This is a genomic window from Pontivivens marinum (genome assembly GCF_900231835.1).
Classification (GTDB): Bacteria; Pseudomonadota; Alphaproteobacteria; order Rhodobacterales; family Rhodobacteraceae; genus Pontivivens; species Pontivivens marinum.
In genome coordinates, this window is sequence record NZ_OCTN01000007.1 from 96,359 (window position 1) to 111,133 (window position 14,775).

At 58.0% G+C, this 14,775-nt stretch carries 14 protein-coding genes; 10 read left to right on the top strand and 4 right to left on the bottom strand.

Annotated elements, in window-relative coordinates; genetic code table 11:
* Positions 1-67 precede the first annotated feature (67 nt).
* Both folK and CR254_RS14565 read left to right on the top strand, forming a co-directional pair.
* A complete protein-coding gene (gene folK / locus CR254_RS14560; RefSeq protein ID WP_097931346.1) occupies positions 68-619 on the top strand; it encodes a 2-amino-4-hydroxy-6-hydroxymethyldihydropteridine diphosphokinase in 552 nt (183 codons plus the stop codon).
* A 53-nt stretch (positions 620-672) separates the two neighbouring features.
* The gene (locus CR254_RS14565) at positions 673-1,956 is read left to right on the top strand and encodes a cytochrome-c peroxidase (protein WP_097931238.1); all 1,284 of its coding nucleotides are present in this window, start codon (positions 673-675) and stop codon (positions 1,954-1,956) included.
* Here the strand turns inward: CR254_RS14565 and CR254_RS14570 are convergent.
* Together CR254_RS14570 and CR254_RS14575 are read right to left on the bottom strand one after the other, a co-directional pair.
* Positions 1,953-3,455 (bottom strand): CRTAC1 family protein, encoded by a 1,503-nt coding sequence (locus CR254_RS14570; protein WP_097931240.1) that lies wholly within the window; start codon positions 3,453-3,455, stop codon positions 1,953-1,955. The genes CR254_RS14565 and CR254_RS14570 overlap by 4 nt on opposite strands.
* Positions 3,448-4,680, bottom strand: a complete 1,233-nt coding sequence (locus tag CR254_RS14575; RefSeq protein WP_097931242.1) for an ROK family transcriptional regulator — start codon at positions 4,678-4,680, stop codon at positions 3,448-3,450. Before CR254_RS14575 ends, CR254_RS14570 begins: the two co-directional genes overlap by 8 nt.
* Before the next feature lie 219 nt (positions 4,681-4,899).
* Between CR254_RS14575 and xylF the strand changes: the two genes are divergently transcribed.
* From xylF to xylA, 5 genes are all read left to right on the top strand, one after another.
* Positions 4,900-5,925 carry a D-xylose ABC transporter substrate-binding protein gene (gene xylF, locus CR254_RS14580; protein WP_180956028.1) on the top strand — a complete coding sequence of 342 codons (1,026 nt, stop codon included), beginning with the start codon at positions 4,900-4,902 and terminating at the stop codon, positions 5,923-5,925.
* A 114-nt stretch (positions 5,926-6,039) separates the two neighbouring features.
* Positions 6,040-7,341 carry a sugar ABC transporter permease gene (locus tag CR254_RS14585; protein ID WP_097931244.1) on the top strand — a complete coding sequence of 434 codons (1,302 nt, stop codon included), beginning with the start codon at positions 6,040-6,042 and terminating at the stop codon, positions 7,339-7,341.
* A 14-nt stretch (positions 7,342-7,355) separates the two neighbouring features.
* Entirely contained in the window at positions 7,356-8,111 is a 756-nt protein-coding gene (locus CR254_RS14590) for an ATP-binding cassette domain-containing protein (RefSeq protein ID WP_219618026.1), read from the top strand.
* Entirely contained in the window at positions 8,111-9,553 is a 1,443-nt protein-coding gene (gene xylB / locus CR254_RS14595; RefSeq protein ID WP_097931246.1) for a xylulokinase, read from the top strand. The genes CR254_RS14590 and xylB overlap by 1 nt, the downstream gene beginning before the upstream one ends.
* Positions 9,550-10,851: a xylose isomerase gene (gene xylA, locus CR254_RS14600; RefSeq protein ID WP_097931248.1), complete on the top strand. Its 1,302-nt coding sequence runs from the start codon at positions 9,550-9,552 to the stop codon at positions 10,849-10,851. Before xylB ends, xylA begins: the two co-directional genes overlap by 4 nt.
* A gap of 42 nt (positions 10,852-10,893) precedes the next feature.
* On the opposite strand, the gene CR254_RS14605 is transcribed toward xylA, so the two are convergent.
* Both CR254_RS14605 and CR254_RS14610 read right to left on the bottom strand, forming a co-directional pair.
* On the bottom strand, positions 10,894-11,529 hold the full coding sequence (locus CR254_RS14605) for a flagellar hook assembly protein FlgD (protein WP_097931250.1): 636 nt from the start codon (positions 11,527-11,529) through the stop codon (positions 10,894-10,896).
* Between the two features lie 10 nt (positions 11,530-11,539).
* The gene (locus CR254_RS14610) at positions 11,540-12,592 is read right to left on the bottom strand and encodes a flagellar hook-length control protein FliK (protein ID WP_097931252.1); all 1,053 of its coding nucleotides are present in this window, start codon (positions 12,590-12,592) and stop codon (positions 11,540-11,542) included.
* Positions 12,593-12,688: 96 nt separating this feature from the next.
* Here CR254_RS14610 and CR254_RS14615 point away from each other — a divergent pair, with 96 nt between their 5' ends.
* From CR254_RS14615 to CR254_RS14625, 3 genes are all read left to right on the top strand, one after another.
* On the top strand, positions 12,689-12,970 hold the full coding sequence (locus CR254_RS14615) for a rod-binding protein (RefSeq protein WP_245851664.1): 282 nt from the start codon (positions 12,689-12,691) through the stop codon (positions 12,968-12,970).
* Positions 12,967-13,272, top strand: a complete 306-nt coding sequence (locus tag CR254_RS14620) for a hypothetical protein (protein WP_097931254.1) — start codon at positions 12,967-12,969, stop codon at positions 13,270-13,272. The genes CR254_RS14615 and CR254_RS14620 overlap by 4 nt, the downstream gene beginning before the upstream one ends.
* Positions 13,273-13,473: 201 nt before the next feature.
* Positions 13,474-14,718, top strand: a complete 1,245-nt coding sequence (locus CR254_RS14625) for a flagellin N-terminal helical domain-containing protein (RefSeq protein WP_097931256.1) — start codon at positions 13,474-13,476, stop codon at positions 14,716-14,718.
* Positions 14,719-14,775: the final 57 nt, after the last annotated feature.

Sequence of the window (14,775 nt, forward strand, 5' to 3'; positions counted from 1 at the left end):
GCAATACTTACACACTATGAAAAAGGGGTTGACGTGCAAAGAGGTATTGGAAGGGGATCGCGACGTGATGCATTTGATCGCGCTAGGCGCCAATTTACCGGGGCCATTTGGCGCACCGGCGCAGACGCTATCACATGCGGTTGCGCAGATGGGCGCGGCTGGGTTGAGGGTTGCTGAGCTAAGCCCGATTTATGCCACACCTGCATGGCCGGTTGGGTCTGGCCCTGATTTTGCGAATGCTGCGGCGCGGGTTGAGGCGGCGCTGGACCCGCAGCAAGTTCTGGAAATTCTGCACCGGATCGAGGCTGATCTGGGGCGTGTCCGTGGGCGTCGCTGGGCCGCGCGCGCCTGTGATTTGGACCTGCTGGGATCGGGGGCGAAAACCCTGCCGGATCGGCAGACGGTTCAGCGGTGGATGGATATGCCTATCAATGAAACTCCGCCTGCTGCACCGGATGAATTGATCCTGCCACATCCGCGCCTGCATGAGCGGGCCTTTGTTCTGGTTCCACTGGCAGATGTCGCGCCTGATTGGGTGCATCCGATCACTGGGCGCACTGTTAGGCAGATGTGTGATGCATTGTCAGATGAGGCGCGGGCCGAAATTTGCCGGATATGAAGCCGCCTCGACATATGCTTGTCAGATGGCACATGTGACGGCACAGTTGCGCCATGAAACGATACCTTCTCCTCAGCCTGTTCGCCGCACCCGCAATCGCGCAAGATTTTGCGCCGTTAATCGATGCCGATTACGTCACGGTTGATCCGGCGATTGTTGAAATCGGGCGGGATTTGTTTTGGGATCCGATATTATCCGGCAACCAAAATATATCCTGCGCGACCTGTCACCATCCGCGTTTCGGTACGGCTGACGGCCTGTCGTTGGGGGTGGGTGAGGGCGGCGTTGGCCTAGGCCCTGACCGGCACATCACCGGTGAGAATACGCCCGAGCAGCGCATCCCGCGCAATGCACCAGCACTGTTCAACCTTGGCGCCCGCGAATTCACCGTGCTGTTTCACGATGGCCGGTTGGAGCAGGACGATACGCGCCCGTCGGGCATTCGCTCGCCGATTGAGGACGATATGGTGTCCGGCTTCTCGGGCGTATTGTCCGCGCAAACGATGTTTCCCGTGCTCAGCGCGGATGAGATGGCAGGGCATTATTCCGAGAACGAGATTTCGCGCGCCGTGCGGCAGGGCATAATTACAGGTCAGGGCGGTGCGTGGAGCTTGCTAACCGCGCGTGTCGCCGCGCTGCCGGCCTATGCGGATCGTTTCGATGCGGCTCTGCCTGAACTGGCCGAGCGCCCCTTGGACTTCACCGATATTTCAAACGCTATTGCTGCCTTTATGGCGTGGGAATGGCGTGCGGATGACAGCCCGTTTGATCAATTCTTGCGAGGTGAGGTTGAATTGAGCGCGCAGGCGGATGCGGGGCGACAGCTGTTTTACGGGCAGGCGGGATGCGCGGATTGCCATGCGGGGCCGCTGCAAACGGATCATGCCTTTCATGCGATAGGGATGCCGCAATTCGGGCCGGGAAAGGCCGCGCGTTTCGAAAACCATAATCGGGATGAGGGGCGCAGCCGTGTCACCGGCGATCTGGCTGATATGTTCGCATTCCGTACGCCATCCCTACGCAATGTGACGGCAACTGCGCCCTATGGGCATAACGGTGCCTTTGCGACGCTGGAGGGCGTGGTGCGCCATCACCTTGGCGCGCAGGGTTGGGATCAGACGCAAGTCGTTCTGCCCGATGGGTTTGACGACCATTTCGATACGGATGCCGACGCGGCGATTATCACGGATGCATCTGCACTAACCCCGATCGCACTAGGCGATGCGGAGGTTGCGCAGATACTCGCCTTTCTGGGTGCATTGACCGATCGGGGCAGCATCGACGGGCGGCTTGGCATACCGGATAGCGTGCCAAGCGGCCTGCCAATTGATCGTTAACGGTTGAACGTCGCGACTTGACCGGCGGGCAGGTCGCGCCATTCCGAAATACCGCCAGCAGGCCAGTGAACCCGTGCGCGTGCTGAGATATGGTCGCCCAGCCCGAAATGTTCCGGCACCGCGCGTCCGCCGCCATGCCCACCGCCAACGGTGATTTCACGCCAATAGGTGCGATCCGCTGTTTGCAGCTCGATAAAGGCCCCGACCGCGCGGGTGTTACCGCCGCTTTGTTGCAGGTCGATGGCAAGCCAGTTACCTGCGTCCGTGGTCGTGTTGCGCTGTAGCTCAACATTTGCGCGCCGGTTCATCACCACGATATCCAGCAATCCGTCGGCGTTCAGGTCCACCACGGCGGCACCACGGCTGCGCTGCATCGTGGCGATGCCTGCTGTCATCCCGACCTCAGTAAATGTGCCGTCCGGCTGCCCTAGCAGCAGGTTGTTGGGATCATGGGTGGCGGCGTCGGGCATTTGATCGACGTTGCCCTTGGCCATAAACAGGTCATCGCGCCCGTCGTTGTCGACGTCCCCAAATTCGGCATGCCAGCCAGTCGAAGGCCGCCCGTCGCCGCCAGTATAGGGCCGCTGCGATGCCGTGCCCGTGGCAAAGGGCGCATCCACCCAGCCAGCACCGCCTGTATTCAGTTGCAGGCGTTGATCGCCCATCGAGGTTAGCATGACCTCCGCTACGGCGTCGCCATCCAGATCCCTGCTCGCGATGCCCATGCCCCATAGCATATGGGCCTGCCAGCCATCCTCGGCGGTTAACTCGCGCAGTTCCGGTGTGAGTTGCCACATCTGCTCATGCCCGCCGCGCACATAATAATGACGGTCGTTGGAAACACGCAGTTGCGGCGTGCCGCTGTGCAGTGGGTCAGAAAATAGCATGGAAAGCGGGCAAAATCCTGGCTCAAGCAGAACTGGTTCCGCATATCCCGCGCCATTGGGCCGGTAGAGCTGGTTGCTGTCGCATGCCTCGAATGGGCCGTCGGGGTTGCTGCGATCAACGTAGTTTCCAACCGCGAGCGTAGGAAAGCCATCGCCCTGCCATGTGGCGGTAAAGGCGGTGGACCAGCGATCCTCCGCTGCGAATGACCATGGGGCAGGGGAGAAGCTGCAATCAGCGCCGCCCTTCAATAACAGGTTTGGGCCTGCGCGCATCACGGCAAGGTCTAGGATGCCGTCGCCATCAATATCCAGCGGCCACGCGCCTGTTACACCAGTGATCCCAGTGGATTCTGCTGTGAAGCGCAGCGGCCCACCAATGCTGGATGTATTGCGTGCCAGCGTCGCAGGGTTTTCACCGCCTGCCATAAACAAATCAGGCAAAGCATCATTATTGCAGTCAAATGCCGCCACGCCACCGCCGACGAAATGTTCCCATCCGCCGCCATAAATATGAGTGAAATCCTGCAACGGGGCGTCATTTACGAATGTAGGCTGTGCATGCGCCGAACTTGCCGCCAAAAGGCAGATGCCTGAAATCAGGTGGTTACGCATTTTGCGCTCCTCCGACCAGCACGCGGCGCGAAACGCGATCCAGCGCAAATGCAGCGGCCCCCTTGGCCCAGAGCTGGTCCTCCCATTTATGCAGGCGCAATTCGACGGGGGGATGACCCAGTTCGAGTGAGTTCATCTCCATCATCTCCCGCACCTCACGGCTGTAAAGGTAGTCATAGCGCAGTTGCTCGCCGGACAGGATCACCAGTTCGGGGTCGAAAATATTGACGATATTGGCGAGGCCGATGCCGAACAGCTTTCCCGCACGGCGGAAAATGGATTGCGCGGCAAGGTTACCGGCCTTTGCCTCTCCAAACAGCTTTTCCAGGCGGTCAGGGCTGCCAGCGGGCACAAGGGGCAGGGCCATTTCTGCCTCTCGCAGCAGGGCGTAATCGGCGACATAGGCCTCCAGGCAGCCACGTTGGCCGCATCGGCATAATGCACCCTCGGGCTGAACCTTCATGTGGCCGAATTCCATCCCGCAACCACGCGTCCCCTGGTATAGCTGGTTGCCAATCACGACGCCCATGCCGACACCTTGCTCGATTGTGACAACGATAAAATCGCGGATTGAGCGGCCAACGCCAAACCACAATTCCGCCAGAGCCAGCAGGTTCGCGTCATTATCAATGGCGATGGGGCAATCCAGCGCATCCTCAAGCAAGGCACGCAATGGGACCATTCGGCGGTCCAGAATTGGGGACCAATGCACCAGCCCAAGTTGCGCATCCACAAAGCCCGGAACGCCGATCCCAATAGCGGACAGATCCGCCCGTGACAGACCCGCCTGTGCGAGCGCCTGATCCAGAGCCTTGCTGATCAGCTGCACAATAGTATTGGTGTCAGCGAAGTGTAATGGTTGGCGCAGCGCGGTTTCAGCTAATTGGCGCCCCTGAAAATCCAGCAGCACCAGGGTTGTGACCTTATCGCCCAGCTTTAGTCCCGCGACCACATGGGCCTGCGCGCGCAATTGCAGCGCGACGCGGGGGCGGCCGCGAACGGTGGCATTGGTGCGGGCCGCTGTTTCCTCAATCAAACCGCGGGCCATTAAATCGGCGGTAATTGTCGTGACAGTTGCAGGGCTGATGCCCAGATCGCGGGCGATATCGACGCGGGCGGTCTCTCCATCAGCGCGAATCTGCTGAAAAACACGCTCGGTAGCGGTTTCGTCGCGGGCGCTGCTTTGTAAACCGCGAGGGCCGTATCCGAGCAGTTCACTGTCCATTAAATTCATCCGTTCAATTTAAAGCGCTTTGAGTCGGTATTGCTGCGAGTGCGAAGTATGCAAAATATGCACCTTCTGCCTGCGAAGAGTGCATTTCTACCGTATCAGCGTCAAATATTTTTTGACATATGAATTAAATCGTCCAATATGCACTCACATTCTCGGACTTCACGACGAATCGTGGCTAACCGGGATCATTGGGAGAGAAAAATGAACACGATGAAAACAATCGCAGCTGCTGTGGCTCTTGCCGCTGGCTTTGCTGCTCCGACCCTCGCACAGGATCTGACCGTTGGCGTAAGCTGGTCCAACTTTCAGGAAGAGCGCTGGAAGACTGATGAGGCTGCAATCGTTGCTGCCCTCGAAGCAGCTGGCGCGACTTACATCTCGGCTGATGCGCAATCCTCCGCGTCCAAGCAGCTTTCCGATGTTGAATCGCTGATCGCACAGGGTGCAGACGCGCTTATCATTCTGGCACAGGATTCCTCCGCAATCGGGCCGGCAGTTCAGCAGGCCGCTGATGAGGGCATCGCAGTCGTCGCATATGACCGCCTGATCGAAGATTCCCGCGCATTCTACCTGACTTTCGACAACGTTGAGGTTGGCCGCATGCAGGCACGCGCCGTTCTGGAGGCACAGCCAGAGGGCAACTACGTGATGATCAAGGGCTCGCCAACCGATCCGAACGCAGATTTCCTGCGTGGTGGTCAGCAGGAAGTTTTGCAGGACGCGATCGATTCCGGCGCAATCACCATCGTTGCCGAGGCCTATACAGATGGCTGGCTGCCAGCGAACGCACAGCGCAACATGGAGCAGATACTGACCGCTCAGGATAACGCCGTTGATGCGGTTGTTGCCTCGAATGACGGTACAGCAGGCGGCGCAGTTGCTGCGCTGACGGCACAGGGCATGGACGGTATTCCTGTCTCGGGTCAGGATGGCGACCACGCTGCGCTGAACCGCGTTGCAATGGGTACGCAGACTGTTTCCGTATGGAAAGATGCCCGTGATCTGGGTCGCACAGCGGCAGAGATTGCTGTTGCCCTCGCAGGTGGCACCGCAATGGCTGATGTTGACGGCGCTGAGGCATGGACCTCGCCAGCCGGGACCGAGATGAACGCTGAGTTCCTGGAGCCTGTTCCTGTTACCCGCGCCAACCTCTCCGCTGTTGTTGATGCAGGTTGGATCACACAGGAAAGCTTGTGCCAGAACGTTGCCGCTGGCACCGTTGACGCCTGCAACTGATCGATACGAACGATCGTAAAATCGCACCGCCCCGGCCATCGTGCCGGGGCTTAATGTTCAGGTCTCCTCGTGCGTCGCGCGGGGCGGTGCGACCTGTATTCAGGGAATGGAAAAATGAGCCAGACAGATACCAGCAACGCTGGCACATCCGGGCCGCTAACAACCCAGCGTAAGGGTTTGGCCGCGCTGGAATTGGATATGCGCCTGATCGGAATGATCGCGGCACTGCTCGTGATTTGGATTGCGTTTGCGGCCTTTACGGACGGACGTTTTCTGACGCCACGCAATATTTTCAACCTTACAATCCAGACAGTGTCCGTGGCCATCATGGCAACCGGAATGGTGTTTGTGATCGTAACGCGACATATCGATCTGAGCGTTGGCTCGGTTCTGGGTGTTTGCTCCGCTGCGATGGCGATGTTGCAAACGCAGTATTTGCCCGAGATTTTCGGGCTGGGGTCCCCCTTCATCTGGATATTCACGGTGATTGCGGGTGTGATCGTTGGTACGGCAATTGGCGCCTTCCACGGGTGGATGATTGGTTATCTGACGATCCCTGCCTTTATCGTGACGCTTGGCGGCCTGCTGGTCTGGCGTAACGTTGCGTGGCACATGACGGATGGCCAGACGGTTGGCCCGCTAGACCCGACATTCGCGATTTTCGGCGGTATCAACGGAACGCTGGGTGAAACGTGGAGCTGGATCGTCGGGGCCGTTCTGACGGCTGGTGCGCTGATTATGCTGGTGCAATCGCGCCGGACAAAGGCCGCACATGGTTTTCCGGTTAAACCACGCTGGGCTGAAATATCGCTGGGTGCGATCTTCACCGTGTCGATCCTCGGCTTTATTCTGATCATCAACAGCTACCAAATCCCCGGTCCCCGTCTGGCGCGTCAATTCGCAGCCCGTGGTGAGGTGATGCCCGAGGGTCTGGAAATGGGCTACGGTATCCCGATCTCCGCACTGCTGCTGATTGTTATTGCGATCGTGATGACGGTGATTGCACGCCGCACACGGCTGGGTCGCTATATCTTTGCCACCGGTGGAAACCCTGATGCGGCAGAGCTGAGCGGTATTGATACACGCATGCTGACGGTCAAGGTGTTCGCGATCATGGGGGCGCTGTGCGCGATCTCCGCTGTTGTTGCCTCGGCGCGTTTGACGAACCACACCAATGATATCGGCACACTGGACGAGCTGCGCGTGATTGCGGCTGCGGTTATTGGCGGCACGGCATTGTCGGGCGGTTTGGGTACGATCTATGGCGCCATTCTGGGTGCGCTGATTATGCAATCCCTGCAATCGGGTATGGCGATGGTTGGCGTTGATGCGCCCTATCAAAACATCATCGTTGGTGCGGTGCTGGTCTTGGCCGTGTGGGTGGACATCATCTATCGCCGCCGTGCCGGTCTTTGAGAGGAGTTGAGATTATGGAATTCGGAACCCCTCTCGTCGAAATGAAGAACATTTCGATTGCCTTTGGTGGCGTTCAGGCTGTGGATGATGTCTCGGTTGATTTGTATCCGGGTGAAGTTGTGGGCCTGTTGGGCCATAACGGCGCCGGTAAATCCACGCTAATCAAGATCCTGTCCGGCGCGTACAAGGCTGATAGCGGCGAAATCTGCATCAATGGCACGTCGGTCACGATCAATTCGCCGCGTGATGCGCGTACCAACAATATCGAGACGATCTACCAGACGCTCGCCTTGGCGGATAATCTGGATGCTGCCTCGAACCTGTTTCTGGGACGTGAGATCACGAACAGCTTTGGTCTCGTCAATGATGATGCGATGGAGGCTGAAACGCGCGAGATCATGGCGCGTCTCAACCCGAACTTCAAGAAGTTCGCCTCACCCGTATCGGCGCTATCCGGTGGTCAGCGTCAGTCTGTGGCAATCGCGCGGGCGGTCTATTTCAACGCCAAAATCCTGATCATGGATGAGCCGACTGCCGCCCTAGGCGTGCATGAAACGCAGATGGTGGCAGAACTGATTGAGGAGCTAAAGCGGCAAGGCATCGGTATCTTCCTGATTTCGCATGATATTCAGGATGTATTCAAGCTGTGCGACCGCGTTAGCGTTATGAAAAACGGTCAGCTTGTCGGAACGGAAAATGTCGCCGATGTGACCGAGGATGACGTGCTGGGCATGATCATTCTGGGCAAGCAGCCTGAGAAAGCAGCCTGATGTATTTGGGATTGGATTTGGGTACGTCCGGATTAAAGGGCGTACTTATCGATCAGAACCAATCGGTTGTCGGGCACAGCACTGCTACGCTGAACGTGCAGCGCCCCCATTCCGGTTGGTCCGAGCAGCAACCCGCCGATTGGTTGCGCGCGGCGGAGGACGTTTTGGACGCATTGGCCGCCCAGCATGATCTGTCAGCGGTGCGCGGCATCGGCCTGTCAGGTCAGATGCACGGCGCGACTTTGCTGGATGCAGCGGATAACGTACTGCGCCCCTGCATTTTGTGGAACGATACGCGGTCCCATGTGCAAGCTGCGCATATGGACGCCGATCCTAGATTTCGGGATATCTCGGGCAATATCGTTTTTCCGGGTTTTACAGCGCCAAAGCTTGAATGGGTGCGTGAAAATGAGCCGCAGATTTTCGACCAAATTGCGAAAATCTTGCTGCCCAAGGATTACCTGCGCCTATGGCTAACTGGTGAACACGTTGCCGAAATGTCGGATGCGGCCGGAACCAGTTGGCTGGACACCGCCGCGCGGGACTGGTCCGATGACCTGCTTGCGGCGACCGGATTGGATCGCTCCCATATGCCGCGATTGGTTGAGGGATCGCAGGTTTCGGGTTGGTTGCGTGCCGAACTATCATCCCGCTGGGGCTTCTCGAACACCGTGGTCGTTGCTGGTGGCGGGGGTGATAATGCTGCATCCGCTGTTGGCATGGGGACGGTTCGCGCGGGCGATGCGTTTCTATCACTGGGTACGTCCGGTGTGCTGTTCGCTGCGAATGACAGCTACGCGCCGGATGCGGCATCGGCTGTTCATACATTCTGCCATGCATTGCCAAATAGTTGGCACCAGATGGGCGTAATTCTGGCGGCGAGTGATGCGCTGAACTGGTTTGCGAAAATCTGTGACACGACCGCGCCTGCGCTAACTGCCGGTTTGGGCGATGTGCAGGCACCGGGTTCTGCGCTGTTTTTACCATATTTGGGTGGTGAGCGGACGCCACATAATGATGCAGCGGTTCGCGGATCATTCGTTGGCTTGGAACATGCGGTTGATCGTTCGGCCATGACGCGCGCGGTGTTGGAGGGCGTTGCCTTTGCCTTTGCCGATTGCCGCGACGCGCTGGCCGCGACGGGAACCAAGCTGGAGCGTGCAACGGCTGTAGGTGGTGGTTCGCTGTCGCCGCATTGGCTGCAAATCGTGGCGAATGCCACGGGATTGGCGCTGGATGTGCCGGTTTCAGGCGATTTTGGCGGTGCGTTTGGCGCTGCTCGCTTGGGACTGATGGCGGCTGAGGGCGTGGGCGCGGAAATCGCAACACCGCCCAGCATTCACCACACGGTTGAGCCGGATCGCGCGCTCGTCAACGCTTTCGAGGATGCACATGCCCGTTATCGCATGGCGTCAACAGCTATCAGGAGTTTGAATTCATGAGTTATTTTGAGGGCATCGCCCCAATCGCATTTGAGGGCGCGGATAGTGACAATCCGCTGGCATTCCACCACTACAACCCCGACGAAATCGTCATGGGTAAACGGATGGAGGAGCACCTGCGCTTCGCCGTGGCCTATTGGCACAGTTTCGCATGGGAGGGTGGCGATCCCTTTGGTGGTCGCACATTCGACCGTCCATGGTTCGATGGCGGGGCAGAAGCAGCGCGGGTCAAGGCGGACGCCGCATTCGACATGTTCCGCATCCTCGGCACGCCCTATTTCTGTTTCCACGACGTTGATGTTCGCCCCGAAGGCGCGGATTTCGCGGAAAACACACGCAATCTGAACGCCATCGTCGATATCTTTGAGGAAAAGATGGAGCAGGGCGGGCCGAAACTGTTGTGGGGCACCGCAAACATGTTCTCGCATCGTCGTTATATGAGCGGCGCAGCGACCAACCCAGACCCCGATGTTTTCGCCTTTGGCGCGGCGACGGTCAAAACCTGTCTGGACGCGACCAAGCGTTTGGGCGGTGAAAACTACGTCCTGTGGGGCGGTCGTGAGGGGTACGAGACGCTGCTCAACACCGATATGGGCACGGAGCTGGACCACCTCGCGCGGTTCCTGCATCTGGTCGTAGACTACAAGCACAAGATCGGTTTCGAGGGTGCAATCCTGATCGAGCCGAAGCCGCAGGAACCTACGAAGCATCAGTATGATTACGATGTAGCGACTGTATACGGCTTCCTGAAAAAGTACGGTCTGGAAAACGAAGTGAAGCTCAACCTTGAGCAAGGTCACGCAATTTTGGCCGGTCACTCGTTCGAGCATGAAATCGCTTTGGCGCAATCGCTGGGTGTCTTTGGCTCCATCGATATGAACCGGAACGATTATCAGTCCGGTTGGGATACCGATCAGTTCCCGAATAACGTGCCCGAGGTTGCGCTGGCCTATTACCACATCGTGAAGGGCGGTGGCTTTACGACTGGCGGCACCAACTTTGACGCGAAACTGCGTCGTCAGAGCCTGGATGCGGAGGATCTGGTTGCGGCGCATGTTGGTGGCATGGATGTTTGCGCCCGTGGTTTTAAGGCGGCTGTTGCGATGCTTGAGGATGGCGGCATGGAGGCTGCTCTGGCCGACCGTTACGCTGGCTGGAACGGTGCAGATGCACAAAATATGCTGAAGACCGAAACCCTTGAGGATATTGAGGCCCGCGTATTGCGTGACGGCCTGAATCCAACGCCGATTTCGGGGCGTCAGGAAAAGCTCGAAAACTGGGTAAACCGTTTCGTTTGATGTGAAATTTTGCGGGCGGGGTATGGCCCCGCCCGTTAGCCACTAGTCGCGGATCGACGCGACCTGCTGCGCATAAATGCTGCGTCCATCGGCCAATATCAGCACAGCACCGTCCTGCGACATTCGGGCCTCTTCCACTCGCGAATGGGTATAGGGATATGCGATTACGCGATCGCCATCCGCGACGGAACTGCGCAGTTCGAAATCATAAACACCTTCCTGCACTTCACGCCCTGTGGGTAGAGTACCGCTCCATGCGCCACCGCTATAGGCGTGATCGGCGATGATCTCTCCCATTGCGTCGCGCACAATCAGTCGGGCGCCATTTGGGGGCGGAGTATCGAAGCTAAGCTCAACCGGTTCCCCCGAATATTGCGCCTGACCCAGAACCGAAACCGAGCGACCTAGCCATGCGGCCAAGCCATTTGTGTCATTTGCCGTCAATGCGGCAGTCAGGTTGTCGAGCTTGGTATTCGTTTCGATCTGCTGCTCGACCGAGGTGAATGTCGCCAGTTGCTCCACAAATTGTGTGGATTCCATGGGGTTCAGGGGATCCTGATTGCGCATTTGGGTCGTCAGCAGGGTCAGGAATGTCTCGAAATCAGTCGTGGGGGATGTGTTGGATGTTTGCGTGGCTGTTGTACTGGCCGCGCTCTGGCTTGTGCTCGTGATTTCCATGTCAAACCTTTCAGAGTCTGAGGTCTAGCCGTTCGCTGGGAATGGTCAGTTGAACTTCGGTGGTTTCAGTGGCGGTATCTGTGGGGGGGGAGCCCTCGCCCGTATAACCCTCGGTGTCGTGGTTTTCGCTGAAGGTCATTTCGGCGCTGTCGAAACCGCTCTCCAGAAAATCCTGAGCGAGCAAATCCGCGTGGCGGCGTAGCAAATCCATAACCTCGGGGCGTTCGGGCGATAGGTGTGCGGTTACATGACCGTCAACAATCTCAAGCGAGATCCGCACGCGGCCCAGCTCTGGCGGATCGAGCCGCAACTCCGTTTGCCCACCGTCGTGACCAATTGAGACTGACGCCATCTGGCCGCGGATTTGCGCTAGGGTTGGGTCCGTTCCTGTCGCGGCGATCTGCGGCTGCACGGGGATTACGGCGCGATGGGTGGCGTTTCTCGGTGTTATGGAGAGTGGCTCAACAGTTAGTATTTGTTCCGTTGCCAAGCTAGATTCGGTCGCTTGGGCCGCTGCTGTGGGAATGGCTGGTTTGCTATCTGCGGAGGCTATGCTTTCGCCTTGTGTCGGTGTCGGTGTCGGTGTCGGTGTCGGTGTCGGTGTCGGTGTCGGTGTCGGTGTCGGTGTCGGTGTCGGTGTCGGTGTCGGTGTCGGTGTCGTCAGGCTTGTAAGTGTTGCTGAGCTTGCAGGTGCTTGCGATGCTACGGGGGCACTGCTGATAGCTGAATTCACTGCGATTTCGACATCTGTGGTTTGCATCTGTTCTATCGGCAAACTGTCACTTGCTGGGGCGGACGCCTTTGCTGCCTCCACAGGCTCCTTGCTGGCAGTCAACTGCACGAACGGCATTTGTGCTTTCTGCGGGGCAGGGGGCGGCGTGTCGGATTGCGAAATATCGTCGCCGATCTCAACCTCCTCACCCGGTATTTCAGCGGCTGGCGTTTCCTCATCTGTGATGGAGGCGAGCAGGGCTGAAAAGTCGCCAGTGCCCGCAGGCGCAACCCTATGCGCTGCGCTATCGGTCGGCGTCTGAATGAGGATGTCGATAGGTATTAGGTGCACAGCTCTCTCCCTGATGTGGGGATAGATAATGCGCGAGGTCTTACGATTTCTTTACTTCCTGCGTCGAAAAGGAACGCATCTAGAACGGAGAAACATATGCTTACCCCGATTTCCAGTGCTGAACCGGTGATGCCACGCGCGCAGGAGGCCGCGTTGCGCCGCACCGCTGTTGAGTTTGAGGCGGCCTTTCTGGCCGAAATGATGAGTCATACAGGGTTCGGCGCCGCGCGAACGGAACAGGGCGGTGGTGCGGGTGAGGATGCCTTTGCCTCGTTGCTGGCCAAGGAACACGCCCGCGCCTTTGCCCAGCAGGGCGGCATCGGGTTGGCCGAACAAATTTTCCAGAGCTTGGCGCAGGCAGAAGGAATCGGTCAATGACATCGCGCACAGCACTTCGCGTTAATGAGATTATTACCGACCAACGCGCGGCCATTGTGCGGGGCGACTACCCCGATCCCAGTGCAATTGAACGCATTGCCCCGCTGTTGAAACGATTGACGCAGCACGAGTTGGCGCCGATCAGCGATGCATTGCGCAGGAACCTTGAGCTGCTGGCGATTGCACGTGAGGCAGTTGTGGAAATGCGTGCGCCTGCCATCATGCCGGTGCTGCAAACCTATAGTCCCGATGGCACGATGCATACTGCCGGATATACGCCTGCCATGCTGGTGAAGCGTTAGGGGTTTGTTAACGCTACTATGCTCGCCGCATTTACTTGTTGTTAGGGTGTGGCGGGCCTTAGTGACTGTGCGATCTGAGTGGATCGGCGCGGAACCTGCCGGAATGGTTTGGTCCGCTTTCGTCAGAATGACGTTTCCTGCCGGGGCATACCGGCTTTCCCGATAAGTGGTGCCGAATGCACTGCGAATGGAGTATTCTACATGTCGAGCATTCTGACAAATAACGGCGCAATGGTGGCTCTCAGCACGTTGCGCAGCATCAGTACAGGTCTGGCGGATACACAAAAGGAAATTTCCACAGGCCTGAAAATCGGATCTGCTGCGGATAACGCGGCGGTGTGGTCGATCTCGCAGGTTATGAGCTCGGACGCGGATGGTTTCACAGCCATTTCTGAGAGTTTGACCCTAGGCAACTCAACCGTTGCGGTTGCACGTCAGGCCGCAGAATCCATCACGAGCCTTCTGGGTGACATCAAAACTCAGGTTATTTCGGCGCAGGAAACGGGCAACGATAAGGGCAAAATCCAAAGTGAGATTTCTGCTCTGCGCGATCAGGTCAGCTCCATCGTTGGTGCAGCGCAGTTTAAGGGTGTGAACCTGTTGCAGGGGTCTAGCTCGATTTCGATCCTGTCATCGCTTGATCGTTCCGAGGATGGCAGCGTCTCTGCATCGCGTATCACGGTGGGTAGAAATGACCTCGCCGCGGTTGAGGGGGAAGCCGGCACCACTGCTGTCGCCGCAGGTGCCTTGATGACTGGTACGCGGACGGGTTCGTCTGTTGCAGGTAACGCTGCTGATCCAGATGCTGTTGTTAGCTTCACAGCGGGCGGAATCGAGGCTGGCGCGACATACACGATCTCTCTTGAGGGAACGGGTGCTGCTGGATCAAATACAGGCGGTGCGCAAACCTTCACCTATGTTGCCAATGACAGTGATACCGAAGCAGATGTGTCCGATGCGTTGAAGGCGCAGATGGATACTTACATTTCGGATAATAGCCTGACCAATATCTCCACCTCGCAGGATGCAACGACAGGCGCGCTGACTGTCGCACTGGGCGGTGGTGCTGGTACTGATGCGATTACAGTCGGCTTTACCGAAACTACCGGCGGCACGGTTGCTGGTGGGCTTTCCGCACTGGCAAGCTTGGATGTGACGACTGAGGAAGGTGCGGCGCTGGCGTTGACTGATATTGAATCCCTGATCAACACCGCGATTGACGCGGCGGCGTCCTTTGGTTCGGTACAGGGGCGGATCAATACACAGTCTGATTTTGTGTCGAGCCTGACAGACTCGCTGACATCCGGAATCGGTGCGCTGGTTGACGCGAATATGGAGGCGGCATCCGCACGCCTGCAATCGCTTCAGGTGCAACAGCAGCTTGGCATTCAGTCGTTGTCGATTGCGAACCAAGCTCCACAATCCATCCTGTCCCTCTTTGGCTGATGGTTGATGTTCCGGGCCGCATATCTAGCGGCCCGGATTTTACGCCGGACGGCCAGT